The 24,041-nt window shown below is 72.1% G+C and carries 23 protein-coding genes and 2 pseudogenes; 14 read left to right on the top strand and 11 right to left on the bottom strand.

All coding sequences use genetic code 11. The features are described from left to right. The first annotated feature begins 83 nt into the window (after positions 1 to 83). From AB0D01_RS06665 to AB0D01_RS06680, 4 genes and pseudogenes are all read left to right on the top strand, one after another. The gene (locus AB0D01_RS06665; RefSeq protein WP_363053940.1) at positions 84 to 620 is read left to right on the top strand and encodes an SMI1/KNR4 family protein; all 537 of its coding nucleotides are present in this window, start codon (positions 84 to 86) and stop codon (positions 618 to 620) included. Positions 621 to 768: 148 nt separating this feature from the next. After that, positions 769 to 1,866: a serine hydrolase domain-containing protein gene (locus tag AB0D01_RS06670; protein ID WP_363053941.1), complete on the top strand. Its 1,098-nt coding sequence runs from the start codon at positions 769 to 771 to the stop codon at positions 1,864 to 1,866. Then, positions 1,863 to 2,021 (top strand): annotated as a pseudogene (locus AB0D01_RS06675) (MerR family transcriptional regulator); the annotation flags it as partial. The gene AB0D01_RS06670 and the pseudogene AB0D01_RS06675, both read left to right, overlap by 4 nt. Positions 2,022 to 2,235: 214 nt before the next feature. Continuing rightward, positions 2,236 to 2,640 carry a hypothetical protein gene (locus tag AB0D01_RS06680; RefSeq protein ID WP_363054038.1) on the top strand — a complete coding sequence of 135 codons (405 nt, stop codon included), beginning with the start codon at positions 2,236 to 2,238 and terminating at the stop codon, positions 2,638 to 2,640. 13 nt (positions 2,641 to 2,653) lie between these two features. Here AB0D01_RS06680 and AB0D01_RS06685 read toward each other — a convergent pair whose 3' ends face one another. After that, positions 2,654 to 3,256, bottom strand: coding sequence for a DUF4240 domain-containing protein (locus tag AB0D01_RS06685; RefSeq protein WP_363053942.1), 603 nt, complete (start codon positions 3,254 to 3,256; stop codon positions 2,654 to 2,656). A 173-nt stretch (positions 3,257 to 3,429) separates the two neighbouring features. On the opposite strand from AB0D01_RS06685, the gene AB0D01_RS06690 reads away from it, so the two are divergent. Further along, entirely contained in the window at positions 3,430 to 4,230 is an 801-nt protein-coding gene (locus AB0D01_RS06690; protein ID WP_363053943.1) for a maleylpyruvate isomerase family mycothiol-dependent enzyme, read from the top strand. A gap of 187 nt (positions 4,231 to 4,417) precedes the next feature. Here the strand turns inward: AB0D01_RS06690 and AB0D01_RS06695 are convergent, their stop codons facing one another. From AB0D01_RS06695 to AB0D01_RS06705, 3 genes and pseudogenes are all read right to left on the bottom strand, one after another. Then, the gene (locus AB0D01_RS06695; RefSeq protein WP_363053944.1) at positions 4,418 to 5,170 is read right to left on the bottom strand and encodes an ASCH domain-containing protein; all 753 of its coding nucleotides are present in this window, start codon (positions 5,168 to 5,170) and stop codon (positions 4,418 to 4,420) included. A gap of 87 nt (positions 5,171 to 5,257) precedes the next feature. Then, positions 5,258 to 5,479 carry a hypothetical protein gene (locus AB0D01_RS06700; RefSeq protein ID WP_363054039.1) on the bottom strand — a complete coding sequence of 74 codons (222 nt, stop codon included), beginning with the start codon at positions 5,477 to 5,479 and terminating at the stop codon, positions 5,258 to 5,260. A gap of 246 nt (positions 5,480 to 5,725) precedes the next feature. Further along, positions 5,726 to 5,887: pseudogene (locus AB0D01_RS06705) on the bottom strand (NADP-dependent oxidoreductase); the annotation flags it as partial. Positions 5,888 to 6,198: 311 nt separating this feature from the next. On the opposite strand from AB0D01_RS06705, the gene AB0D01_RS06710 reads away from it, so the two are divergent. Both AB0D01_RS06710 and AB0D01_RS06715 read left to right on the top strand, forming a co-directional pair. Continuing rightward, a complete protein-coding gene (locus tag AB0D01_RS06710) occupies positions 6,199 to 7,389 on the top strand; it encodes a cytochrome P450 (RefSeq protein ID WP_363053945.1) in 1,191 nt (396 codons plus the stop codon). Between the two features lie 118 nt (positions 7,390 to 7,507). Beyond that, a complete protein-coding gene (locus AB0D01_RS06715; RefSeq protein WP_363053946.1) occupies positions 7,508 to 8,350 on the top strand; it encodes a hypothetical protein in 843 nt (280 codons plus the stop codon). Positions 8,351 to 8,453: 103 nt separating this feature from the next. On the opposite strand, the gene AB0D01_RS06720 is transcribed toward AB0D01_RS06715, so the two are convergent. The 3 genes from AB0D01_RS06720 to AB0D01_RS06730 all read right to left on the bottom strand — a co-directional run bounded on the left by AB0D01_RS06720 (position 8,454) and on the right by AB0D01_RS06730 (position 11,597). Next, on the bottom strand, positions 8,454 to 9,149 hold the full coding sequence (locus tag AB0D01_RS06720) for a hypothetical protein (protein ID WP_363053947.1): 696 nt from the start codon (positions 9,147 to 9,149) through the stop codon (positions 8,454 to 8,456). Between the two features lie 165 nt (positions 9,150 to 9,314). Next, positions 9,315 to 10,859: an FAD-dependent oxidoreductase gene (locus tag AB0D01_RS06725; RefSeq protein WP_363053948.1), complete on the bottom strand. Its 1,545-nt coding sequence runs from the start codon at positions 10,857 to 10,859 to the stop codon at positions 9,315 to 9,317. Positions 10,860 to 11,036: 177 nt separating this feature from the next. Continuing rightward, the gene (locus AB0D01_RS06730) at positions 11,037 to 11,597 is read right to left on the bottom strand and encodes a TetR family transcriptional regulator (RefSeq protein ID WP_363053949.1); all 561 of its coding nucleotides are present in this window, start codon (positions 11,595 to 11,597) and stop codon (positions 11,037 to 11,039) included. A gap of 111 nt (positions 11,598 to 11,708) precedes the next feature. Between AB0D01_RS06730 and AB0D01_RS06735 the strand changes: the two genes are divergently transcribed. Together AB0D01_RS06735 and AB0D01_RS06740 are read left to right on the top strand one after the other, a co-directional pair. Beyond that, the gene (locus tag AB0D01_RS06735; RefSeq protein WP_363053950.1) at positions 11,709 to 12,362 is read left to right on the top strand and encodes an NAD(P)H-dependent oxidoreductase; all 654 of its coding nucleotides are present in this window, start codon (positions 11,709 to 11,711) and stop codon (positions 12,360 to 12,362) included. Continuing rightward, the gene (locus tag AB0D01_RS06740) at positions 12,359 to 12,682 is read left to right on the top strand and encodes a multidrug efflux SMR transporter (protein WP_363053951.1); all 324 of its coding nucleotides are present in this window, start codon (positions 12,359 to 12,361) and stop codon (positions 12,680 to 12,682) included. The genes AB0D01_RS06735 and AB0D01_RS06740 overlap by 4 nt, the downstream gene beginning before the upstream one ends. 57 nt (positions 12,683 to 12,739) lie before the next feature. Here AB0D01_RS06740 and AB0D01_RS06745 read toward each other — a convergent pair whose 3' ends face one another. Next, a complete protein-coding gene (locus AB0D01_RS06745) occupies positions 12,740 to 13,465 on the bottom strand; it encodes a MerR family transcriptional regulator (protein ID WP_363053952.1) in 726 nt (241 codons plus the stop codon). Positions 13,466 to 13,538: 73 nt separating this feature from the next. Between AB0D01_RS06745 and AB0D01_RS06750 the strand changes: the two genes are divergently transcribed. The 3 genes from AB0D01_RS06750 (at position 13,539) to AB0D01_RS06760 (ending at position 15,258) form a co-directional block, all read left to right on the top strand. Further along, on the top strand, positions 13,539 to 14,015 hold the full coding sequence (locus AB0D01_RS06750; protein ID WP_363053953.1) for a DUF6194 family protein: 477 nt from the start codon (positions 13,539 to 13,541) through the stop codon (positions 14,013 to 14,015). A 90-nt stretch (positions 14,016 to 14,105) separates the two neighbouring features. Next, positions 14,106 to 14,612: a GNAT family N-acetyltransferase gene (locus tag AB0D01_RS06755; RefSeq protein WP_363053954.1), complete on the top strand. Its 507-nt coding sequence runs from the start codon at positions 14,106 to 14,108 to the stop codon at positions 14,610 to 14,612. Positions 14,613 to 14,733: 121 nt separating this feature from the next. Then, a complete protein-coding gene (locus AB0D01_RS06760; protein ID WP_363053955.1) occupies positions 14,734 to 15,258 on the top strand; it encodes a VOC family protein in 525 nt (174 codons plus the stop codon). Here AB0D01_RS06760 and AB0D01_RS06765 read toward each other — a convergent pair. Further along, entirely contained in the window at positions 15,220 to 15,852 is a 633-nt protein-coding gene (locus tag AB0D01_RS06765; RefSeq protein ID WP_363053956.1) for an SMI1/KNR4 family protein, read from the bottom strand. The genes AB0D01_RS06760 and AB0D01_RS06765 overlap by 39 nt on opposite strands. 116 nt (positions 15,853 to 15,968) lie before the next feature. Here AB0D01_RS06765 and AB0D01_RS06770 point away from each other — a divergent pair, with 116 nt between their 5' ends. After that, positions 15,969 to 17,492, top strand: coding sequence for a hypothetical protein (locus AB0D01_RS06770; protein ID WP_363053957.1), 1,524 nt, complete (start codon positions 15,969 to 15,971; stop codon positions 17,490 to 17,492). A 15-nt stretch (positions 17,493 to 17,507) separates the two neighbouring features. Then, on the top strand, positions 17,508 to 22,103 hold the full coding sequence (locus AB0D01_RS06775) for a WD40 repeat domain-containing protein (RefSeq protein ID WP_363053958.1): 4,596 nt from the start codon (positions 17,508 to 17,510) through the stop codon (positions 22,101 to 22,103). Positions 22,104 to 22,293: 190 nt separating this feature from the next. Here the strand turns inward: AB0D01_RS06775 and AB0D01_RS06780 are convergent, their stop codons facing one another. After that, complete coding sequence (locus AB0D01_RS06780) at positions 22,294 to 23,076, bottom strand: hypothetical protein (protein ID WP_363053959.1); 783 nt, start codon at positions 23,074 to 23,076, stop codon at positions 22,294 to 22,296. A 230-nt stretch (positions 23,077 to 23,306) separates the two neighbouring features. After that, entirely contained in the window at positions 23,307 to 23,987 is a 681-nt protein-coding gene (locus AB0D01_RS06785; RefSeq protein ID WP_363053960.1) for a hypothetical protein, read from the bottom strand. Positions 23,988 to 24,041 lie beyond the last annotated feature (54 nt).

Below are 24,041 nucleotides of genomic sequence, written 5' to 3' on the forward strand. Positions count from 1 at the left end.
CGTCGCGGAAGGCCACGGCGCGGGCTGTCGTACCCGTGTGAGATGTTGCGCCGCGTACCGGATCACGCGACCCAGGAGAAGAGATGCCGTCCCCACTGGAGAGACTGCGGGAACTGCTCGGTGAGCCCGCCTGCTGGGGCTGGGCCCGGCCGAGCCTGTGGGAGGCGGCCGAGGAACACCTCGGGACCGCCCTGCCGCCCGATTACAAGGCCTTCCTCGATCTGTACGGTCCGGGGGCCTTCGAGGGCTTCCTGTGGATCGACCGGCCCGTGGACGGGAGCCCGGAGGAGCTCGAACGGCTCTGGCCGACGTCCGGTCCCGGCTCGCACCTCGAACATCCCGAGCGCCGGCCGTTCCCGATCCACCCCGATCCCGGCGGGCTGATCCTCTGGGGCGGCGCGGAGGACGGCATGGGCTTCTACTACTTCCTCCCCGAAGAGCCCGATCCGGCCGACTGGCGCATCGTCATCCAGGACGAGGACGACAACTGGGAGGAAGCGCCCGGCCCCTTCACCGACTTCCTCCTGGACCTGGCCCGGGGCACCAGCCTGGTGGACCACTTCCGCGGCTACCGCCCCGGCCCCACCGTCCGCTACCACCCCTCGCCCCCCTCACCCTGATCGGCGTCGCTCGCCGACCGACAGCGGCACCGACACCGGCACTGTGGGCCGGATCACGCTTGAGGTTGACCTCGGGGCAGGGTGGAGGCTCATCGCATCGGCACGACGCCGACCCGGTACGAACGATCGACCGATGTGAAGGAGCAACATGTCCGCCAACCTTTCCGACCAGGGGCAGGACCGTCCGGAGCTGCGGAACTCGATCCAGGAGCTGGCCGCGTCCGGCTTCGTCGGGGTCCAGCTCCGGGTGAACGACGAGCGGGGCGAGTGGGTCGGCGGCGCCGGCGTGCGCGAACTGGGCCAGAGCACCGAACCGCTGACGAACGGGCACTTCCGCATCGGCAGCAGCACCAAGAACTTCGTCGCCACCTCGGTGCTCATGCTGGTGGCCGAGGGAAGGATCGGCCTGGACGCCCCGGCCGATGACCACCTGCCCGAGTTCGGTCTCGACCGGCGGATCACGGTACGGATGCTGCTGCAGCACACCAGCGGGATCTTCAACCACACCGGCGAGCTCTACGAGGACGGGACGATCGTCCCGGGGGTCCCCTGGCAGGGCAAGGACTGGGTGGACAACCGGTTCAAGACCTACCTGCCCGAGGAGCTGGTGCGGCTGTCGTTGTCCAAGCCGGCGCGGTTCGCGCCGGGTGAGGGTTGGAGCTACGCGAACACCAACTACGTGCTGGCCCGGCTGCTGGTCGAGAAGGTCACCGGCCGTTCGTTCACCGAGGAGTTGCGGCGGCGGATCCTGGAACCGCTGGGCATGACCGGCACCGTGGCGCCGGGCGCCTCGCCGGAGATGCCCGAGCCGCACCACCACGGCTACTACCGCTACGAGGACGCCGGGCGGGAGCGGACGATCGACGTGACCCGGCAGAACCCGTCGTGGGTCGGGGCCGGCGGCGACATGATCTCGACCACCCGGGACCTGCACACGTACTTCTCCGCGCTGATGGGCGGCAGGCTCCTGCCCGCCGGGCTGTTGGCCGAGATGCGTACGCCGGAGCCGACCGTCGGCTACGGTCTGGGAGTGTTCGCGCAGGAAACGGAGGGCGGAACCGTCTTCCACCACAACGGCGCCATCATGGGCTCGGCGGCACTGATGTACAGCACCCCCGACGGCAGCAGGACCCTGACCGCCGGGCTGACCTGGGTGGACGACGCCGCCCTGTCGATAGCCCCGGCATTCCGCAACGCCCAACAGATGCTCGTCGACACGGTGTTCTGCGGCAAGGTGGACCGATGAGGAACGGAATCACGATCGGGCAGGCGGCGGCGTTCGTCGGCATCACGGTCAAGACGGTCCGGCACTACCACAAGCTCGGCCTGGTCCCGGAACCGGAACGTGACGGTTCCGGCTATCGACGGTACGGATCCGACGACCTCCTGCAACTGGTCCAGGTGCGTACGCTGGCGGCCGCAGGGGTGCCGCTGGCCGAGATCGGTTCCATGCTCGACGCCGACGCCGCGCGGTTCGGCGCCGCTCTCACCGACGTCGAGCGGCAGCTCACCGAGCGCATCGACGAACTGGTCGCCTCGCCGCGACACGCTGCACCGGCTCGCGGACGGCGACCGGGCCCTGCTGCCCGACCGCGCCTGCGCGGTCCTGGCCCGGATGCCCGGCCTCGGCTTCGGCCCCGACCACGTGGCCGCGCAGCGCGAGGCCCTGGTCCTGGCCCGCGCGCTGGTGCCGGAGGGCTTCGACGGCTTCCTGGCCCAGCTCGAACACGGTCTGGACGACCCCGAGTACGTCGACCTGGCCAAGCGTGGTTGGGAGGCCGAGACCTGGGAGCCGGACGACCCGAGGATCGATGAACTCGCGGCCGCCATGGCCGAGCGCTACCTCGCCAACCCCGCGCTGCTGGGGGACCAGGCCAGCCTGAAGGCATGGGCCAAGGCTTCGGCCCAGTACCGGCTGATCAACAGCCACGGCGAGGACCGGGCACCGGTCGCGGCCCGCCTGACCGCGCTCACCGAGACCAGACTCCGCGCCGCGGGGATACCCGTCCCCCACCGATGAGGTCCTGGAGGCCTCACGGCAGGAACAGGGCGGCGAGGGCCGGCAGCCTGCGTCGCATCTCCTGCGTGTCGTCGAAGTCGAACGCCTCCGCCGGATCGAGCCCTTCGTGGTCGACGTCCGTGTCGCCGTCGTCCACGGCGTCCGTGTCGTCCGCGCCGGCCACTTCCTCCCAGGCCCCGTCCCCCGTGGCCCGGGGGAACGCCCTGGCCGCCGCGTAGTTGGCCTCCTCGTCGAAGAGGAGGTCCTCCAGCCGTCCGGGATCGCCGTCCCTCGCAACGGGGTGTTGCGCAAGGCTGTCCGGCGAGGCCAGGACCTCGTCGTACCCGGTCCGTCCCAACGCGATGACGCCCGCCCCAAAGTCCATGAAGGCGTCATCGGAGCACCCTCCGCCGATCACGTACGCGGCCGCCCACACGTCCCAGCGGTACAGCGTCGATCGCACCTGCCCGAAGGTCCGCTCGTACGCGACGATCTCACGCCGCGAGCGTGCCGCCAGCAGGTCGCTGAGCACGTCGGCGAACGGTCGCTCCGACGATGCGCTTCCGGCCCGCGCGGCATCGATGAGCTGCCAGAAGCAGTGGAGTGGCATGGCCCCGGAGGCCTCGACGGTCGTCATGCCGTCACTGTGACAGAGCCGTCCGACACCGCCCCTGGCCGAGGGCGGATGCGCTGCGGCCGAGAAGCGGGAAGCCGGAGGCCGGACTCCGGGAGACGTCCGGCGAGGGGGCCAATCGGCGGCGACTGTGAAAATCACTGTCCGATCACCGGACATGGTGATAGACATCCGGCGTGGAAAAGAATCTTGAGTTCCCTGACCTGCTGCGACTGATCGACGAGCGGTCGACCGCCTTCCGTGCAGTGGTCGCCGCCGCGCCCGGTCTCGACGCGCCGGTGCCGTCCTGCCCCGGCTGGACGCTGTTCGATCTGGTGAAGCACCTGGGTGGGGGTGACCGTTTCTGGGCCGCCATCGTCGGCGCCGGGCCCGCCGACGGTCCCCCGGCCGAGGCCGTCGCCGAGCGCGCCGCGCTGGAACTGCCGCAGGACCGTGAGGCCCTGCTGGCCTGGCTGGACGCGTCGACGCAGCTGCTGTTGGAGGCCCTGCGCGCGGCGGGACCGGACAGCGGTTGCTGGACGTGGTGGCCCGCGTCGCAGTCACCGCAGACCGCCGGCGGCACCGCCCGGCACCGGGTCCAGGAGTCCGCGGTCCACACGTACGACGCCCAGCTCGCCGGGGGCTCCCCGCAGCCGCTGCCGGTCGAGCTCGCACTCGACGGTGTCGAGGAGTTCCTGTTCACCGTCTGCGCGACGCCGAGTGCCTGGCCGCACAAGCCCACGGCCTTCGACTTCCACGCCGCCGAGGGCCTCTCCTGGCGCCTGGCCGTCGACGGCGACGGCGCACGCATCACCCGCATACCCGCGCCCACCGCCGCGACCGACGAGGACCCGGACGCGGCCGGCGCCTCCGTCCACGGCACGGCCAGTGAGCTGGTCCTCTACCTGTACGACCGGATCAAGGCCGAATCCTTGCGCGTTGACGGAGACGCGGGGCTGCTCGACCTGCTCCGCGCCTGGGAGCCGGAAGAGAAGTAGGACGCGACGGGGGCGGGGGGCCGCGATCCCAGCCGGTGGGACACGACTCCTCGCCGGGTTCGTCGATCGCGGCGCCGGGCCCGCACCCCCGTAAGGCGGCCTCGGGGCGTCACCGGGCCCGGTCGCCGCGACCGAGCCCGCCCGCAGCGCCGCCGCGACCGGGCCCGCGTCACCGGCGGTCCGGGGCTCAGGATGTCCCTGCCCCGTCGCCGATCCGGAAGGTGACGACGTCGACCTCGTCGGTTCCCGCCAGGTCCGGGTAGTGGCCCCGGAGGCCTTCCCGGAGTTCGGCCGCGGTCGTCAGGCCCTCGGCCCGGGCGTCCTGGTCGGTGAGGTCGTCCACCCGGCAGTGCCTGATGTCGGTCACCTCCGCCGGCAGGACGACTTCGGGGTCGCTCTCGAACACCAGCCGTGCCGGCCCGAGTTCGGCCGGGTCCCGGAAGCGGGTGGTCTTGGTCTTGGCGCCGGAACGGACGGCTTCCAGGTAGCGGGGATTGAACCGGATGATCGGGGGCCCGGCCGTCTCGGGGTCCTGGTAGAGCGACGCGTCGAGACCGACCATGCCTTCCGGGGTCCACCGCTGGGTCAGCGGCAGCAGGTCGGCGGCGAGAACGGACCGGGGCCCGTCGGGTGTGGGCACGATGACGCGCATGGTGGGGTAGTAGTCCACGAAGACCTGCCGATCGCGCCCGCAAGGGCCGATGACGCCGCGCCCGTGGTTTCCCACGGCGACGATGCAGCGCATCTGGCGGGCGCCCTGGGCCCGCGCGGCCCCCAGGGCCACGAGTTCGGCGCAGGGGCCGCCGGTGAAGTGGTAGAGGTTCACGCCGGTGAACATCCGGTAGTCGGCGGCCATGACCGCGGCGCCCATCGTGTGGATCCCGTCCTCGTCGGGACCGGCGTCGGTATGCGCGTCTATGGTGCGGCGTGCCAGCTCCACGAGCTCACGCTCGTCGTCATCGAGAGGGCGTGCGGATGACGGTACGTACACGATTTCGGCCTTCCCCTTCATGAACAGCGGCCAAGATCATTTCACGTCACGCAGCCGGGCTCCACGGGTTTTCGGCTCGCCGAGACCCTCGATCGTCTCCTGCACCAGGCGGTTGCCCCCGGGCGCGTACCAGGAGGTGTACGACGACAGCTTGGCGACCGCCGCGCCCAGCACGATGGACAGGCCCTCCTTCCGTCCGGGGTCCCCGATCACCCACCCGTCCCCGATCAGCTCCAACGGCCCCAGGTGTTGCGCCACGGTCTTCCCCCCCCGTCCTGCCGTCCATCCCCAGTGTCCCTCGCACTGCTCGCCGGCCGCGCGGTGGCGGCGTCGCCGAGCGGCGTCAGTCGGTCCGCAGGCGGGTCTGGCGCCCGGTCTGCCGGGCGAGGCGGGCCGGCTCGGTGTCGAGGGCCGCGGTGCGACGGTCGACCACGGGCCCGAAGCTGCCGTCACCGGTCCCGGACGCGCAGGTCGGCGCCGGATCACGGGCGAGCAGCGGGAGACGGGGAAGACCAGGAAGTGCTCGTTCCGTACGAGCACCTGGCCGGGCCCCGGTTCGGGCAGCGGGGTCCGGGCGACGGCGAAGTGGCTCGGTGCCGGCAGGCCGTCGGGGCGGGCGGTGAGGCGGACCTCGCGGGCGGTGCGGGGCAGGACGGTGGTCGGCACGGGCGGGCCTCCTGGACGGGGGAGCGACGGGTGCCGGGGCGCCAACCCCTGACCCGCGGGTCAGGGTCAAGCCCGCGGCGCGGCCTCGCCGTCTGCGGGATCGGCTGTCGCTGGTCCTCACGGTCTGTCGCCAGCGTTGCCTTCGTGGCCCGTCAATGCAACGGCCGATTGCGTTAATGCTCAGTGTCATTGCATCAATTAGCCGGCTCTCAGCTGCAATATATCCTTCAACCTCATTGACCAGATCGTGAACGCAACGTAGCTTTCGTGATGCGTCAACCACGTGGCGCACGAGGACACGAGGACTGGTCATGAGCGATTCCGTGCACACCGTCACCGCGATGCCGACGGAGCGTCGATCCGGCTGCCCCTTCGACCCGCCGTCGGAGCTGACGGATGCCCGCAGCCACGGCTCCATCAGCAAGTACACCCACCCCGGTGGGAAACCCGGCTGGGTCATCACCGGATACGACCTGGTCAAATCCGTCCTCGCCGACGCCCGGTTCAGCTCGCGCAGGGACCTCATGAACGTGGTCGACTTCGAGCTTCCTCCGGCGCCGCCCGGCGAGTTCCTGCTCATGGACGAGCCCCTGCACGGGCGTTACCGGAAGCCGCTGGTGGGCAGGTTCACCGCCCGCCGCATGCGGCTGCTGGCCGAACGCATCGAGGAGATCACCGCCGACCGCCTGGATGCCATGGAGCGGGCCGGCACGACCGCGGACCTGGTGACCGCCTTCGCCAAGCCCATCCCCACCATCGTCATCTGTGAACTGCTCGGCGTCCCCTACCGGGACCGGGCCTCCTTCCAGGAACAGATCGACACGTTCATGGGCGGGGAGACGAGCGACGAGGAACTGATCGCGGCCTACACCGCGACCCAGGAGTACCTCGCGGAGCTGGTCGTCGCCAAGCGGGCCAACCCCACCGACGACGTCCTCAGCGAACTCACCGACAGCGACCTGACGGACGAGGAGCTGAAGGGGATCAGCCTGATCCTGCTGGCGGCCGGATTCGACACGACCGCGAACATGCTGTCCCTCGGCACCTTCGCGCTGCTCCAGAACCCGGCGCAGTTGGCGGCCCTGCGTGCCGACCCCGCGCTGATCGACCAGGCGGTGGAGGAACTGCTGCGGTACCTGAGCGTCGCCAAGACGTTCCACCGCACGGCGCTCGAGGACGTCGAGGTGGGCGGCCAGACCATCAAGGCCGGCACGACCGTCGTCCTGTCGTACAACACCGCCAACCGCGACCCCGAGCGCTTCGCCGACCCCCACCTCCTGGACATCCACCGCCAGGACGGCGGGCACCTGGCCTTCGGCCACGGCATCCACCTGTGCCTGGGCGCCCAACTGGCCCGAATCGAGATGCGGGTCGCGTTCCGCGCGCTGCTCGATCGGTTCCCGACGCTGCGCCTGGCCGTACCGGCCGAGGAGGTCGTCCTGCGTCCGGAGGCCGCGGACATCTACGGGGTGAAGAGCCTCCCGGTCACCTGGGACGCGTGACCCGGGCGCCCGACCCGGGGCGCATGACGGGTGGGGAACGGGGAACGGATCCCCCGGCGGGCCCCTGCTGCCCGAGGACCCGCCGCCCCGTCGACCTCCTGCCGAAAGGCGGTACGTCATGACCCGAGGTCCGATACCCGGACACCGCTCCGGAATCCCCTTCCTGCGGCTCCGCCGTACCCGCCCCCGCGCCCTCCGCGCGATCGGCCTGGCCCTCGTCCTGATGGCGGGCGCCCTCACGGCCTGCACGGGCGCCGCCGCCCGGGTGGTCACCGGGCAGGCGGCCGTCGCGGTGGCCCGCGTCGTGACCGACAAGGCGGGCCGCACCGTGATCCGGTCCTCCGCCGGGATGAAGGTCACCCGTACCGCCGGGGACCTGGCCGCCGACGCCCTCAGCGCCTTCCTCCTCGGCGAGGGGGCGCCGAAGGACTGGCGGCTCGTCATCACCCGGGGCGAGGGCACCGCAGCCCGCTCTGAGGTGTACGTGGTCGCGGCTGACGCCGAGGTGAGCGTGCGCGCCAAGGGCACCGTCCTCGGGACCCTCTCGCCAGCCAAGCGGACCCTCACCATCAAGGCCGAGACCACCGACACCACGGTGGCCATCGTGGACAGCCCGGAGGACCCCGTCAGGATCGAGGGCGGGTACTACCCGCTGCCCTACCAGGACTTCGACTTCGACACCGCGAAGGTGACGGACAAGGACGCCGACGTCGAGGCCGGGGCCTTCGTGGTCGAGGCCCTCAACGGTGCCCGCTTCGCGTACATGGAGTACGAGCCCGGCCTCGGGGACTGCCTGACGGTGCCGCCTTCCGCGTGGCAGCGGAAGACGACGCCCCTCGCCGCCACCATCGGGGACTACTGCGTGATCACCAGCCAGGGCCGCTTCGGGGCTTGGAGCACCAAGACCGACGACGGCCGCATCAAGGTCTGGGAGACCGAGCCCGTTCCCCTCGACGACTGACCGCCCGACGGGTACGTCGCGCCTCTCGCCGGCGAGGGGCGCACCCCGCTCAGGCCCGAAGCGGAGGCCGGTTCATCGGATCGAGCCGGGCTCAGGGCTTACTTTACCGTTCGGGGTTCGGTTCAGGTTCGGCAGCCCGCAGCACGTCAGCTCGCAGGCGCCACGAGCGGGCCTCGTCCGCCCGGCCGAGCCATTCGTAGATGTCGCCCAGGTACCTGGCGGCCGACGAATCGCCCTCCTCCGCGTTCTGCATCAGGCATGCGGCGGCTTCCTCCAGCCGCCGTTGTCCGACGAGGAAGTTGGCCAGTTCATGGCGGGCTTTGTGGCCGTGGTAGCCGGGTTCACGAGCAGCCCTACGGTGCCACTCCTCCGCTTCCGCCGTCCTTCCTTCCCTGTCGAGCAGTGCTCCAAGGCCCGATGCGGCGTACGGATCGCCGGTTTCCACCGCCTTTCGAAGCCAGAACTCACGCTCGTCGGGTTCCGCCCACGACCTCATGGCTCGGATGGCGTCGACCGAGCCCGCCTCGGCCGCACGCCTGCACCAGGACGCGGCGGTGACGTCGGAGGCCTTGCCGTGAAGGCCCGCGCTCACCGCCCGGTCGTGGTGGACCCGCGACAGGGTGTACATCGCCTCGGCGTCACCGGCCTGTGCGGCGGCGAGCAGCCACTTCTCGGACGCGGCGTTCTCGCCGGACTCGTACCGGTGGATGCCCACGTGGCGCATCGCTGCCACGTCACCGGCCTCCGCGGCCCGCTCAACTTGCGGATCCAACGGCTCCGGACGCTTCGGTATCGCCACCCTGGTCTCCCTCTCGATCTCGGCATACGCGCCCCCGCTCGCGCCCCGTATCCACGCATCGTAGGGGTCGAACCATCCCACCGAAGGCCTCGGAACGGCCCGCGCGTGACCGTGCCCAGGAGCCCGGCGTCCACCGAGCGGTGTGAGGTCGCTTGCCCGTCAGGTCTACGGACGGCCGAACCATCGGGCGGCCGCCCGGTCGAAGCCGGGGACGGTGAAGTCGCGGTCGGCGGCCCAGGCGACGACGCCGTCCGGTCGGACCAGTACGGCGCCCAGCCCGAAGTCCTCCGCCGGCGTCCCGGACACGTGCTCCAGGCGGTCCCGCCAGGCCGCCGCCGGGCCGCCCAACCGGCGGTCGGCACTGAAGTCGAGGACGACGCCGCGCCCGTTCCGCATCAGCTCGCCCAGGCGGGTGCCCTCCCCGAGCAGGAAGTCGGGGGCGTTGCGGCCCACCAGCGGATGCGTGTCGCCGAGGTCGTAGCGCAGCGACGCACCCGACAGCCTCCCGAAGACGTACGTCGTTCCGTCCCGGGTGCCCAGCAGGTCGCGGACCACGTTCTGGATGGCGTGGGCGTGCCGGTCCGGCCTCATGACGGCCACCTGGGCGCGCGACCAGTCGAGCACCTGGGCGCCGATCGGCCGGCGCTCGCGGTCGTAGGTGTCGAGGAGCCCCTCCGGGGCGTGGCCGCGCGCGGTGGCCGCGAGCTTCCAGCCCAGGTTCACGGCGTCGCCGATACCGGTGTTCAGGCCCTGGCCGCCGAGCGGAGAGTGGATGTGCGCGGCGTCGCCCGCGAGCAGGACGCGGCCCTTGCGGTACGTGGTCGCCTGCTTGGCCCGGTCGGTGAAGCTGGAGGCCATTCGGACCTCGGTGAAGGTGGCGTCGGTGCCCGATATGCGGCGCAGAACCGTCTGGAGGTGGTCGAGGGTGGGTTGCCGCGTGCGGTCGAACGCGCCGCCGTCGAAGTCCAGCATGGCGATGTGGCCCGCGAGGGGCATGCGGACGTACATGCCCGTCGGCGTCAGGTTGAAGCCCGGACGGAGCCCGTCCGGGTCGGCGAGGGTGCCGAGCACGGTGTAGCCGGTCACTTCCGGTTCGGTGCCCGTGAACGCGAAGCCGGCGAGACGGCGCACCGCACTGCGTCCCCCGTCACAGCCGACGACCCAGCGGGCTTCGAAGCCGGTCCCGCCCGCCGACACGACCGCGTGCTCCTCGTGCTGGGCGAGCGCGTCCACGGTGACGCCGCGCCGGACCTCGACGCCCAGCTTGACGGCCCGTCGGGTCAGCAGCGACTCCAGGGCCTGGAGGCTGATCATGGCGATGTCCGGGACGGGGCCGGTCGACCGGAACGGGAACGCGGCCGTGTCGAGCCGGGCCGCGTCGAGCATCATCCCGGCGAAGTGGCCCACCATCCGGGGTCGTGACGGCCCGTCCGTTAAGTCGGTGTTGGCGTCGGAGTCGGCGCCGACGCCGACGTCGCGTCGTCCGTCGAAGTCGAAGGACGCCTCCATCAGCTCGTCCAGCAGGTCACGGCGGTGGAACGCCGCGAGGGAGGAGCCGAACAGACCCCGCAGACCGAGCGGTTCCGTACGCCACGGCGACTCGGGCACCGGCTCCTGCTCCAGGACCAGCACGGAACAGCCCGCGAGGCCGAGCTCGCAGGCGAGGAAGAGCCCGACCGGGCCCGCGCCCACGATCACCACGTCATGCATGAGAGATCCCCATTCCCGAGTTCCGGCCCGTCGAGCCGGGGCCGGGTGCTCACCCGGCCGGACCTCTCGAAGGTGTCAGCCGCCACCGACACGGGACCCACACGGCACCGACATCCGCGGGCGGGCCGCCGGCACCGTCCGACCGGGGCGGCCCGGTACCGGCCCGGTGGCCTTCGTTCAGTCGCCCGGCAGCGACCTCGCCAGTCGTCCCAGCGCCGCCTTGATCCGGTCGGGCGTCACCCCCCGCGCGCGCTGCTGGAGGAAGACCTCCGGGGCGAGCGGGGCGAGGAGGCCGTCCACGAGGGCCTCCGGGTCCGGGGTGCCCGATGCGCGCAGCAGGGCGAGGACGTGGGCGCGCCAGAAGCCGTACGCGCCGACCGTGAAGCGCTTCTCGCCGGTCTCGGCACCCAGCACCAGATGGCCGTGGCCGTCGAGCAGGTCGACCATGGCGGCGTAGAACGCGCCGAGCCGGTCGAGCGGCGGCGCGCCCGGGCCCAGTGGGGGCGCGCCGTGCAGCAGTTCCTCCTGGAGGCGGCGTTCGTGCTCGTCGAGGAGGGCCGCCGCGATGGACGTGACGTCCGGGTAGCGCCGGTAGAGCGTGCCGCGGCCGATGCTGGCGGCCCGGGCGATGTCGTCCATCGTGACCGACCGCGGATCGCCGGCGGCGAACAGCTCGGCGGCGGCCGCGAGCACCTTGGCCCGGTTGCGGGCGGCGTCCGCGCGTTCCCTCGTCTCCATGACGCCCAGCCTACCGGAATAAGTGGACGCACTGTCCGGTTGGGTCGTGCATCCGGTATAACTGGACGCCGTGTCCGGTTAATGTTCCGGCCGTACCGAGGGGGTCCCGTCATGTCCACGCTGCTGCACCTCGACGCCAGCGCCCGCCGCCCGTCCTTCAGTCGGGAGGTGGGCGACGCCGTCGCCGCCGCCTGGCGCGCCTCCCACCCGGGGGGCGTCCACGTCCGTCGCGACCTGGCCGCGGCCCCCGTCCCGCACATCGACGAGGCGTGGACCGAACTGTGCGACCACGTCCTGGAGCACGGGATCACCGACCCCGCCCGCTACCGGGAAGCCGTGCGCACCCGCGCGCAGGAGGAGGCCTGGGCGGTCGTCGAGCCGCTGTTGTCCGAACTCCTCGCCGCCGACGTCGTGCTGATCGCCACGCCGATGTACAACTACTCGATCCCGGCGTCCCTGAAGGCCTGGATCGACCAGGTCACCTTCCCCCGCATGTCCCTGACCGGACGGCGGTTCGTCGTGGCCCACGCCCGCGGCGGCGCGTACGGGCCGGGTACCCCGCGCCACCCCTACGACCACCAGGAGCGCTACCTGCGCGACTTCCTCACCGGACACTTCGCCGTCCCCGATGAGGACATGACCTTCCTCGGCACCGAACTCGTCAACTCCCGCACCGACCCCGCCCTCGCCGGACGGCGCGGGGAGCACGACCGGTCCAGGGCGGCGGCGCTGGAGCTCGCCCGCGCGACGGGAGCGGCCCTGTGAACTGGCTGCTCCTCCTCGCCGCCGGCCTGGTGGAGGTCGCCTGGTCGCAGAGCATCAAGCCGACGGCCGGCTTCACCCGCCCCCTGCCCACGCTGCTCTGCTTCGCGCTCGCCGCCGTCGCGGTCTACCTGCTCTCCCTGGCGATGAAGGGCCTGCCGGTCGGCACCGCCTACGCGGTCTTCACCGGGATCGGCGCCGCCGGCGCCATCACCCTGGGCGTCGTGCTCCACAAGGACCCGGTGACCCCGGGCCGCCTTCTGGCCCTCGCCCTGATCATCGGCGGGGTGGCACTGTCCCACGCGACCACCCGCACCGGGTGATGGGCTGATCGCGTCGGACGGCCCGGCCCTCCATGCTCCGTTCGCCTCGGTTCGTCCTCAGTCGCTCCGCCCGTGCCAGGCGAGGACGGCGCGGAGGGCCGAGGCGCCGTCGAGGAGGGCCGCGGAGCGGGCGGTGATGTCGGCGTCCCGGGCGGCCAGTGCCGCCTCGACGTCCCGCGCCCGGCGGGCGTCGTGGAGCCGCGGCACGAGGGCCTTCAGCGGCGCGATGCGGTAGCCCGCCTTGCGCAGCTGGTGGACGATCCGCGCATCGCGCACCTGACTCGGTGTGTAGCGCCGCGCTCCGCGCACGGGATCGCGGTCGGGGACGACGAGGCCTTCCGCGTGCCAGTGCCGCAACGTCGACGGGCGCACCCCGAGGGCGGCGGCGAGTTCGGAGGTGCCCATCGAGTCCGAGGCGCGTACGTCGTCGATCGGCTCGCGCGAGATCGCGCGGGCCGCCTCCCTGGCGTGCTCCAGGTCCGCGCGCTCCCCGTGCAGCCGGGCGTGCGCCGCGTCGAGCAGGGCCAGGGCCCGGGAGGTCGGGCCCTCGTGGAAGGCCCGGAGGATCCTCTTGGCCTCGACCGGCCCCACGGCCGGGGTGAGGGCCCGATAGGCCAGGGCGGAGCGCAGGTGCACCTCGCCGTACATCCGGTAGCCGGTCGCCGTACGGGCCGCGGGCGGGAGCACGCCGTCGCGTTCGAGGTCGCGAACGTGTTGGGCCGAGCACCCGACACGACCGGCGACCTCGGCGGTGCGCATACCGGATGAATGGAGACTTCCCATGCGGGAAAGCCTATGCCGGAGCCCCTCTCCCGCCGAAAGTCTCCAGAAGCACATGAATGAAACGCTGGAGCACATGACCAGTGAAGAGATCATCGACTTCGTGGACGCCCTCGACGGCGTCCTGACGCTCAGGCCCGGACCCGGCGACGGCACGCCCGAGGCCGCCTGGGGCGACACGTTCTTCTACTACGCCCCCGACGGCATCGTGCCCACGGCGACCCAGCCCTTCGCGACCATCGTGACCAAGGACCACCCCGGCGACGCCTCGTCCCGCCTGGACCGACCGGACGCCTTCCGCGTGAACATCGCCGCCGGCAAGGAGGCGTTCGTCCGGTGGACCGGCCACGCGCCGCGCGCATCGGTCCCCACCGGGGCCGATCACGGTGCCGCCGACACCGTGATCGCACACCCCGTCTACGGCGGGGCCGGCTGGCTCGCCGTGGTCAACCCGGGCGCGCACACGGACGAGGCGACACGTGAGCTGCTCCGGACCGCCCATCACCTCGCCCGCGCACGCCACGAACGGCGCGCCGCCGACCCGACGACCTGATCCGGACGGATCCGGACGCGGTCCGGACGCGGCACGGACCCCGGAAATATCCGGTGGGAGCCCTTCTCCCCGTTGGCTAGTCTCCCGTGGATGGACATCCGAACGTACGACGAAGGGGATTGGCCGCAGGTCTGGCCGATCGTCGAGCAGATCGTTCGCAAGGGGGACACCTTCTGCTACGACCCGCTGCAAGACGAGGAGCAGGCCCACGACTTGTGGGTGGTTCCGCCGCCGGGGCACGTCGTCGTGGCGGTGGAGGGCGGGCGCGTGCTCGGTACCTCCAACATGTACGCCAATCGCCCCGGTCCGGGTGCGCACATCGCGAGCGGGAACTTCATGGTCGCCGCGGAAGCACGCGGTCGGGGCGTCGGCCTGGCGTTGGGCGAGTACCTGCTGCACTGGGCGCGGAACCAGGGATTCGCCGGGGTACAGTTCAACGCCGTCGCGGCCTCCAACACGCCGGCACTCGGGCTGTACGAGCGCCTGGGCTTCGAGGTGATCGGCACCGTTCCCGGCGCGTTCCGGCATCCCGCGCTCGGACCGGTCGGCCTGCACGTCATGTACCACGGCCTGGACCAGGACCAGGCCCAGGAATAGGACCTGTCCGGCTCCGGCGACTCGCCCCGCCCCCGGCCCGATGTAGGACAGGTCCTGTCCTGGTTGGCTCCTAGGGTCGTCGCATCGCGAAGGTTCCGGCCGAGAGAGGGGAAGAGTCCCGATGAGGCACACCGCGCCCGAGGGCTACACCAGCGTCGCACCGTGGGTCGTCACCGACGACACCGGTGCGCTGCTCGACTTCGTCACCGCCGCGTTCGACGGGGAGGAGATCGCCCGCGTCCCGGTCGAGGACGGCACCATCGGCCACGGCGAGATCCGTGTCGGCGACACGGTGGTCCTGGCCTTCGACCGCCGGTCCGACTGGCCGGTGATGCCGGCACTGCTCAGGATCTACGTCCCGGACGCCGACGCCGCCATGGCCGCCGCCGTCGCCCACGGGGCGCGGGTCGTCACCGAGGCCTCCGACAGCGCGTGGGGGGATCGCGGGGGCCGCGTACGGGACCCGTTCGGCAACATCTGGTGGGTGGTGAGCCGCGTCGAGGACGTCGCCCCGGACCGGGCCTGGGAGCGCATGTCCGAGCCGAAGTACGCCGAGGCGATGCGCACGGCCCAGGAGACGCTGGACGCCGAACTCAGCGGGCGGGCATCAGGGGTGGCCGGCGCCCCGCGCCGCCCGACCCACTGAGCCCGCACGGACGGTGGCTCTCGGGCCCCACGGGGCGCTCGCGACGATCGCCGGGGAGGTCAGCCCCAGCGCGCGGTTGTCCTTGCCGTCGCGCATGTGGTCGAGCCACCGTTCGTACCAGCCGAGGAAGTCCCGCGCGGACGAGACGTTCGGCGGCCGGAACCCGTCCGCGTTGCCGTTGACCACACGACCCGTGAGGGGGCCGGTCACCGCGATGAGGCACAGGTCGCTGCACCCCCTCTCGACGATGTGGAGGAACAGGTCGCCCCGCTCGGCGTCCGGGTGGTCCACGTGGGTGAATCCCCTCGGGCCGCCGTCCGCCGGTTTCCGGTTCATCGTGTACAACCGGCATTCGTCCAGCGGGAGAAGACCGTAGAAGGGGCCGGCGCCGCTGCCCCCGAGGCCCGTGAGGAACGCCCGGTAGGCCGCCGGCAGGGCGAGGTGCTGCTCGGCCTCGAAGGCGTCGACTTCCGAGGCGCTGATACGGGGGCCCAGCCGGAACCGGTGGCGCTCCTCGAACACGGAGTGGCTCCGGTGCGGCTGGTACGGGACCTTCGCCAACTTGGTGCGTATGCGGGTGATCTGTGAGTCCACCGGCGGATCTCTTCTCTCGTCCCCGACACCATAGCCGCTCGGTACGGCCCCGCTCGGTGGGGTGCTCCTTCGGCGAAGCTCCTGCGCGGGCGCGGGCGTGCCCCTATCGTCGGGGCATGGGGACGACTGTGGGGGATGACGGGTCCGGGCGTGCCATGCCGCTGACAGCACTGCCGCCGGTGTTCGACGACCGGACCAGGGACGCTTGCGTCGTGGTGCCCGGCATCATGGGCAGCGTCCTCGAGGACGCGGAGACGGGCGAGCCCCTGTGGGGCGTCGACCTGGCGAAGCTGACGAACGCGGCGACCGGCGGGAGCCTGCTGGCCAGGCTGCACGCGGACGAGCGGGAGCAGGCCGCCCACGCCGACACCGCCCGGCGCGATCCACTGACCGGCATCCGCGCGACGCGCCTGCTGGACAAGCCGTGGTGGCTGCCCGTGTTCGAGGGCCTCGACCCCTATGGCGAGGTGGTCGACACCCTGCGGAAGGTCACCCTGGCGCCGGCGGCCGTGGCGCCGTTCCCGTACGACTGGCGCCTCGCGGTCTCCTACAACGGCGCTCTGCTGGCCCGCGCGGCCCGCTCCCACCTGACCCGGTGGCGTGAGCAGGCGGCGGCCGTGCCCGGCCGGCAGCCACGGCTGCTGTTCGTGGCGCACTCGATGGGTGGGTTGGTGGTGCGTGCCGCGCTGGAGCAGGACCCGGAACTCGCCGCCGACACCCGGGCGGTGATCACCGTCGGGACGCCGTTCCTGGGGTCCGCGAAGGCCGTCCTCGCGCTGAACCTCCTGAACGCCCGGGCCAAACCGCGTCGGCTGCTGCACGGGGTGCAGGCGATGGCGGCCACCCTGCCCGGCGTCCACGACCTGCTGCCCGGATACCGCTGCCTGGACCGGGGACTGGAGGTGGACCGGCTCACCGCGCAGGACGTCGCTCGTTTCGGCGGTGACGAGGCCTTGGCCGCGCGGTCGCTGGGCGAGCACGCGCGCCTGCGCAGGGACGGGTTCGTGCTGCCGGGGCACCGGGCGGTCGTCGGCGAGGCGCAGGCGACCGTGCAGACCCTGACCGAGCGGACGCGGGAGGGCATCGCGGTGGCCGAGGGCCTGCGCCACTCCTTCGACGTCGGCGAGGACGGAGACCTGGTACGTGATCCGGCCACCGGCATCCCCGCCCGCCTCGACGCCTCCGGCGACGGAACGGTCCACATGCCCTCGGCCCGCACCGGGACCGAGGCGGTCACCTACGTCTTCGGCCAGCACGGCACGCTCATGCGCCACGACGAGGTCCTGCGCCAGATCCGCCGCATCGCCCTGGAGCGCCCCCAGGGCGTCCACCTCGGCGGCGACGGCTCCACCACGGGGCCCGGTCTGGAAATCCCCTGGCTCGGCGGGACCTACGGCGAGCCCCTCACCCTCACCGTCACCGGTCTCGACACCCCCGCCGGGGTGAGCCTGAGCGTCCGGTCCGCGACCACCGGCCGCGCCGGTCATCCCCTCGGCCTCCAGCGGGATCCCGACCGCGGGGACGGCGCATTCACGACCCTGTTCTTCGCCGACGCACCGGACCTGTACCGGGTGGTGTTGGACACCGGACGGCACGCGCCCGTCTCCCAACTCGTCCTCGTTGCCGCACCGGACGCCTGACCACGCTTCCCGCCCATGACCTCGGCCCCCTCATCAGGCCCCGTCCCGCACAGCGCGTCCGCCTTCATACCCGCGGCCCGCGACCAGGACGCGGGCGGAGCGCTCCCCGTGAGCGGCGGGGTCGAGCTGTTCCCGGTCCATTTCACCGCCTACCAGCACCACGAGGACCTCGACACCGACCTGCACGTCCGGGCGATCGCCGACCTGCTCGTTCCGTACGGCGTACGCGTCACTCCCTGGACCGTGCCGGCGGAGGACCGGGACCTGCAGGCCGTGTCGAACCGGCTCGTCCCCTGGAAGAGGCCCGCTGCCCACCAAGCGGGCGACACGGTGCTCTACTGGGTCGGTCACGGCAGCGCCGACCTCCTCGCCCACCATTGCGCACCGGCCCCCATCGACGAGGGCGTCGCCCCCTCCGAAATCGCCCGCGCCATCGGCAGTCGTCAGGTCCACCCCGACACCGCGAACAGCTGGGCCATCGTCGTCATCGACGCCTGCTTCTCCGAGAGCTTCGCCGCGAGCGTCCACGTCGAACTCCTCACCCGGCACCAAGGTGCGAAGCGGTACCTGCTGCTGTCCACCGCTGCCAAAGGGTACGCCGAGCTCGGCGCCTTCACCCGCGCCCTCGACCGGGCCCTGAACGTCACCTTCCGAGGCCGGCCGGCCATCGGCCTGGCCACCCTCGGCATCGAACTCGGCGCCGAACTCGGCGGCTACCGCTGCGACACCGCCGACGATCACCGCGACCGGCTGGTGCGCGTCGTGCCCGACGCCGCCGCCACCACCTCCGCACCCCTGGACCAGCTCGATGAGATCCAAGCCGTCATCGACCGGCTCCCCGCCGACGAGCAGCGCCACTTCCTGCCCAAGGCCTCCGGCGCCGAGCTCGGCGAGCTCGCCTGGTACTTCCACGGCCGCACCCTCCAGCGCGACCAGATCCTCCACTGGCTCGCGACCGCCACGAGCGGCGCTCTGGTGGTCACCGGCCCCGCCGGAGCCGGGAAGTCGGCCCTCCTGGGCCACATCCTCCTGCACACCCGTACCCACCTCCGCGACGTCCTCGTCCGCCACGGTCACCTCCAGCCCCTCCCCGCGGGAACCCCCTGCCCCGACGAGCCGTTCGACCTCGTCGCCCACCTGACCGGCGTCACCCTCAGCCGTACGCTCCAGCTCATCGCCGAAGCCGCCGGCCTCCCCGACCTCGCCGAGGAGGCAGCGGACGGTCGGCCCACCGTCGACCTCCCCGGCCGGCTCCTCGACCGGCTGAAGGACCGGCGAGAACCGCTGACCATGCTCTTCGACGCCCTCGACGAAGCCGACCAACCCCTCACCATCGCCGACCAGTTGCTCCGTCCCCTCGCCGCCCTGCCCACCGTCCGGGTGATCGTCGGCACCCGCCGCTCCACCCACGAGGGCCCCGACCAGCCCTCACCCGCGGACGCGAACATCCTCGACGCCCTCCACCCCCGCCCCACCGCCCCGGACGGGTCGGGCACACCCATCCCGCAGTACGTCGAGGTGTCCCAGGACCGGGAGGCGCTCGCCGGATATCTGCGCGCCAAACTCCACGCCGCCCAGCAGCGCGGCACCCTGAACACCGAAGACACCCACATCGCGAACGCCGTCCGTCGCCTCGTCGCCGACCATCCGCACACCGGCGCCGAACCCCAACAGTTCCTCTACGCGCGCCTCGCCGCCCACGAGCTCCTCAACGACCCCGCACTCCTGGCCGACCCGACCCCCCTCATCGGCCAGACCCACCGCCGGCTCTTCACCCGGGCCCTCCAGCGCCTCCACCGCACCGACCCCCACTACACCCCCCTCCTCCAAGCCCTCGGCCTCACCCAGGGCCGTGGCCTGCCCGACCAGGACAACCTCTGGGCACGCACCGCCGACGCCCTCACCACCACCCCCACGGGCCTCGGCACCGGCGCCGGCATCCGCGACCTGCTCCGCGACGCCGCCCCCTACCTGGCCCTCGACCACGAACAGGGTCAGACCGTCTACCGCCTCGCCCACCGCACCTTCGCCGAACACTTCACGACCGCCCCGGACACCCCGCAGGCACACGCCGCCATCACCACCACCCTCATCCGACACACCCGCCAAACCCTCCGGGGCACGCACGCCCACCCCGAGGCCACGCCCCCACCGCCCGAGGACGTCAACCCCTACATCCGCCACCACCTGGCCACGCACGCCCGCCTCGGCCACCCGGCCGGAGCCCTCCAGACCCTCGCGGACCACCCGGACGTCCTCGACACCCTCGACCTGTCCAGCATCACCACCAACGCCCTCCACCACGGCCTGGCTCCGAACGTGCTCCCGGCCGCCATCGCCGGAACCGTCCTCCTCCAACACCACGCCCGCGACACCACCCCCCACGGACGACCCGGCACCGATAGGGGATGGCGCCGGTGGTGGCGTCGCCTCGGCACCACCTACCTCCAAGGCACCCCACCTCCGGCCGTACCCCATCAGCACCTCCTCCCCGGCAGTCCGTGGCCCCCCGCCCTCATCGCGGGTGCCGTCCAACCCCACCGGCTCCACCTGCAACTCATCGGCCACACCGCCGCGGTGTGGGCGGTGGCCGTGTTCGCCGCGCCGGACGGCACCCCCCGCCTCGCCACCGTCAGCGACGACAAGACGGTACGGATCTGGGACCCGGCCACCGGAACCCAGGTGGGCCGGCCCCTCACGGGTCACACCGACCGGGTGCGGGCGGTGGCGGCGTTCACCACCCCCGACGGCTCCCCCCGCCTCGCCTCGGCCGGCCGGGACGACACGCTGCGGGTCTGGGACCCGGCCACCGGAGCCCAGGTGGGGCCGCCCTTCACCGGCCGTACCGAGTTGCTGACGGCGGTGGCCGCGTTCACCGCACCCGACGGAACCCCCCGCATCGTCACCGGGGGATGGGACGGTACGGTCCGGATCTGGGACCCGGCGACCGGAGCCCAGGTGGAGCCGCCCCTCACGGGCCACACCGCGTCCGTGACCGCGGTGGTGACGTTCACCGGACCGGGACCGGAGGCGAGCCCCCGCCTCGCCACCGCGAGCGACGACATGACGGTACGCATCTGGGATCCGCAGACCGGCACCCAGGTGGGGAACCCGCTCGTGGGCCACACCGACTGGGTGCAGTCGGTGGTGGTGTTCACAGCCCCCGACGGCGCCGTCCGTCTCGCCACCGCGAGCGACGACAGGACGGTGCGCATCTGGGATCCGCAGACCGGCACCCAGGTGCGGGATCCGCTCATCGGTCACACCGATTCGGTCTGGGCGGTGGTGGCCTTCACCGCCCCCGACCGCACGACGCGCCTCGCCACCTCCAGCGACGACAAGACGGTGCGCATCTGGGATCCGGCCACGGGGGCCCAGGAGGGCCGGCCCCTCGTGGGCCACACCAACTGGGTGCAGTCGGTGGCGGTGTTCGCGGCGCCGGACGGTACTCCCCGCCTGGCTTCGGCCGGCCACGACGACACCGTGCGGATCTGGGAACCGGTACCGGGGACTCCGGTGAGCGGTTCCCCCGTCGAGCACGTCAACTCCCCGCGCCTCCTGGGGACGTTCGCCGCACCGGATGGCACGAGCCGGGTAGCCATCGCCGAAGACGACGGGACGGTGGTGCTCTGGGAGCCGGAAACGGGAAGGCAGGAGGGCCCGCCCCTCAGCGGACACACCGACGGGGTCCGGGCCGTGGCGGTGTTCACCGACCCGGACGGTACCCCTCGAATCGCCTCGGCCGGCCTCGACAACGCCGTCCAGATCTGGGACCCGGCCACCGGACTCCAGGTGGGACCACCCCTCGTCGGCCACACCCGCCGGGTGAGGGCGGTGGCGGCCTTCAGCGCTCCCGACGGCGCCCCCCGCCTGGTCACCGGCGGTGAGGACGGCACCGTTCGCGTCTGGGACCCCGTCACCGGGGTCCAACAGGGCCCGGCCCTCGCCGACTACACCGGCGGGGCGATGGTGGTGACGGCGGTGGCGGCCTTCACGGCCCGCGATGGTACCCCCCGCCTGGCTTCGGGTGGTGACGACGGCACGGTGCGGATCTGGAATCCCACCACGGAGGCCCAGGAAGGCCAGGCCCTCCTGGGGCATACCGACGAGGTCACGGCGGTGGCGGCGTTCACGGCCCGCGACGGTGCGCTCCGCCTGGCTTCGGGCGGCCGCGACGGCACGGTGCGGATCTGGAATCCCGCCACCGGGACTCAGGAAGGCCCGGCCCTCCTGGGGCATACCGGCCGGGTCACGGCGGTGGCCGCGTTCACCGACCCGGACGGCAGTCCCCGTCTGGTCTCCGTCGGCGACGACGAGACGGTTCGCGTCTGGGACCCCGCCACCGGAACCCAGGTGGGTCCGCCCCTCATCGGCCACACCGCCGGGGTCCGGGCGGTGTCCGTGTTCACCGCACCGGACGGGACCGTCCGCCTGGTCACCGCGAGCGACGACATGACGGTGCGGGTCTGGGACCCACGTACGGGGACGGGGCACGCGCTGCCGCTGGCCGACCCGGCTCTGGCACTGACGGAGCACCGGGGTCTTCTGGTCACGGGCACCTCGTCGGGCCACCTCGCGCTCGATGTCCGGTTCCTACCGCCGACGGTGTGACCACGCCCGTCCCTCGGGAGGGGCGTGGCCCGGCAGCAGCCGCCGCCGGGAACAACGCCCTGCCCGCCCCCTCGCAGTCGAGCCCACGGATACTCGGCACCGACTCGATCACGGCACCCCTACTCTCGCCCCTGCCAGAGTGAGTCACTCGGGCGTGCCGCCGGTCAGGGGATCCCCAAGTGGGCTCGTGTCAGGTGAGGTTGTCGAACATGCCGAAGAAGGCGCCGATCACCGCCGTGACGGCGCCGCCGGTGAAGAGGAGGCCGACGGTGAGGGTGGAGGCGACCAGGACCGCGTCCCGGACCCGCCGGCCCCGCGGTTGCAGCGAACGTACGCGGCCGGGGTCGCGCGGGTCGTAGGCCGCCTCGATGTTCCAGGTCGGGATGGGGTGCCGCACGGTGCGGACCGTGCCGCCCGGGTCGGTGTACGCGTACAGACCGGACTGATCCCGAAGCCGGATGGCGGACGTCCGGACGCCGTGCTTGCGCAGGTACCACTCCTCGAACGGTGCGTACGCGAGGAAGACGCCGAGCGTGAGGATCGGTATCCCGAGGAAGGAGAGCGGGATGATGACGGTCAGGGCGGCCGGGTTGCCCGCCGAGGCCACGAGCACGCATGAGCCGATGGCCAGCAGGGTCGCGACGAGCGCGCCGCGCTTCATCCTGCGAAGCCAGTTCCGGTAGCTGGGCTGGTACAGGCGTTCGCCCGAGACGAGGTCCGCGCCGTCGATCGCCTCCGTCTCCTCGGTCCGCTCGGGCAGAGCCGCGTTCACGGCATCGGCGAAGGCGGCGGCGGCCTCGTCGTCCACCACGTCCCAGACCCGGTGGACGTGCGTCATCTCCGTGGTCGGCGCGGCGGTCAGCTCGATCGTGACGCACCGTCCCTCGACGAACAGGCGACTGATGGCCTCCAACGGGATGTGCACCTGCTCGTGCGGACGGCGCACGATCAGCACATCGTTCTCCACGAGCACGACGGCTTCCCGCCGGCGTGGAGAACGGGTATGTGAGAAGTGATCGACATGTGCGTGATGTTAGGGGCGGAGCGTGCCGGTCGGCAGCCCTCGCGCGTGTGGGCCGGGTGTCTCCGTACGAGCGACCCGAAGGCGTGAGCGGGCCGTCGATCGGCCTCACGCCCACCCACTCGTGGAAGGTATCGGCCTCCTGGGGGTCGGAACCGCCGAGGCAGCCGGGCGGGAGGTGATCAGTGCAACAGAGGCAGCGACGGGCGTCGTTCCGCGGAGAGCCCCGACCGCTCGGGTTCCGGCCACTCGGGAAAGTCGGCCGAGGTCCCACCGAAGGCGAGCAGGGTCTGTGAGCCGAGGTCGCAGCACGCTTGGATGAAGCCTTCTGCGCCCATGAGGCGCATCGAGTGCCCGCCCCCCTTCAGGGGCCACAACGCGCCGGAGTGGTTGGACACCGCGTACGGGTTCCCGCCGTGGCTCAGGACGTCGCGGAGGGTCTTCATGTCGGCGAGGTACAGGTTCACCTCTCGGGTGCCGACGTAGGCCGTCCAACGTGAGCGGTTTCCGGCGGCGGTGCCCAGAGTCCTGGTACGGACCCCCCAGTCGTTGGTGAAGAGCCGGACCCCCTGCTGCTGCGCGACGTGGCGGAGCTTGTCCGGGTTGAGCGGAAGATGCCGTGTACGGGACGGATCGAGGGCGAGCACGTCGTTGAAGAAGGCTTCGACGGCCGCGTAGGAGGTCGTGAAGATCCCCCACCGAAGTGCGTACTGCTTCTTCGAGCCCTTGAGCGACCTGCCGTCCTTCCCGGTCAAGCCGTCGATGTCGCGGTGAAGGCCTACCAGCAACGCAGGATTTCGCAGCCCGGCGGACAGGGCGCCGGCGGCGGCGATGACAGCGGGGAGATGAGGGTGCGGAGGCATGCGCGCGATCGTAGTGGCTGGACCGCGGACGTGGTCAGGGCCGTCTCACCCATG

Origin of the sequence: Streptomyces sp. NPDC048606 (genome assembly GCF_040650855.1) — a bacterium.
Classification (GTDB): Bacteria; Actinomycetota; Actinomycetes; order Streptomycetales; family Streptomycetaceae; genus Streptomyces.

What these genes read in the sequence shown, in the direction of transcription:
- AB0D01_RS06760 (WP_363053955.1), top strand. Translation starts at nt 14,734, where the DNA reads ATGAGGCACACCGCGCCCGAGGGCTACACCAGCGTCGCACCGTGGGTC.
- AB0D01_RS06680 (WP_363054038.1), top strand. Translation starts at nt 2,236, where the DNA reads ATGCCCGGCCTCGGCTTCGGCCCCGACCACGTGGCCGCGCAGCGCGAG.
- AB0D01_RS06750 (WP_363053953.1), top strand. Translation starts at nt 13,539, where the DNA reads ATGACCAGTGAAGAGATCATCGACTTCGTGGACGCCCTCGACGGCGTC.
- AB0D01_RS06770 (WP_363053957.1), top strand. Translation starts at nt 15,969, where the DNA reads ATGGGGACGACTGTGGGGGATGACGGGTCCGGGCGTGCCATGCCGCTG.
- AB0D01_RS06775 (WP_363053958.1), top strand. Translation starts at nt 17,508, where the DNA reads ATGACCTCGGCCCCCTCATCAGGCCCCGTCCCGCACAGCGCGTCCGCC.
- AB0D01_RS06730 (WP_363053949.1), bottom strand. Translation starts at nt 11,597, where the DNA reads ATGGAGACGAGGGAACGCGCGGACGCCGCCCGCAACCGGGCCAAGGTG.
- AB0D01_RS06670 (WP_363053941.1), top strand. Translation starts at nt 769, where the DNA reads ATGTCCGCCAACCTTTCCGACCAGGGGCAGGACCGTCCGGAGCTGCGG.
- AB0D01_RS06710 (WP_363053945.1), top strand. Translation starts at nt 6,199, where the DNA reads ATGAGCGATTCCGTGCACACCGTCACCGCGATGCCGACGGAGCGTCGA.
- AB0D01_RS06665 (WP_363053940.1), top strand. Translation starts at nt 84, where the DNA reads ATGCCGTCCCCACTGGAGAGACTGCGGGAACTGCTCGGTGAGCCCGCC.
- AB0D01_RS06715 (WP_363053946.1), top strand. Translation starts at nt 7,508, where the DNA reads ATGACCCGAGGTCCGATACCCGGACACCGCTCCGGAATCCCCTTCCTG.
- AB0D01_RS06725 (WP_363053948.1), bottom strand. Translation starts at nt 10,859, where the DNA reads ATGCATGACGTGGTGATCGTGGGCGCGGGCCCGGTCGGGCTCTTCCTC.
- AB0D01_RS06745 (WP_363053952.1), bottom strand. Translation starts at nt 13,465, where the DNA reads ATGGGAAGTCTCCATTCATCCGGTATGCGCACCGCCGAGGTCGCCGGT.
- AB0D01_RS06735 (WP_363053950.1), top strand. Translation starts at nt 11,709, where the DNA reads ATGTCCACGCTGCTGCACCTCGACGCCAGCGCCCGCCGCCCGTCCTTC.
- AB0D01_RS06755 (WP_363053954.1), top strand. Translation starts at nt 14,106, where the DNA reads ATGGACATCCGAACGTACGACGAAGGGGATTGGCCGCAGGTCTGGCCG.
- AB0D01_RS06785 (WP_363053960.1), bottom strand. Translation starts at nt 23,987, where the DNA reads ATGCCTCCGCACCCTCATCTCCCCGCTGTCATCGCCGCCGCCGGCGCC.
- AB0D01_RS06685 (WP_363053942.1), bottom strand. Translation starts at nt 3,256, where the DNA reads ATGACGACCGTCGAGGCCTCCGGGGCCATGCCACTCCACTGCTTCTGG.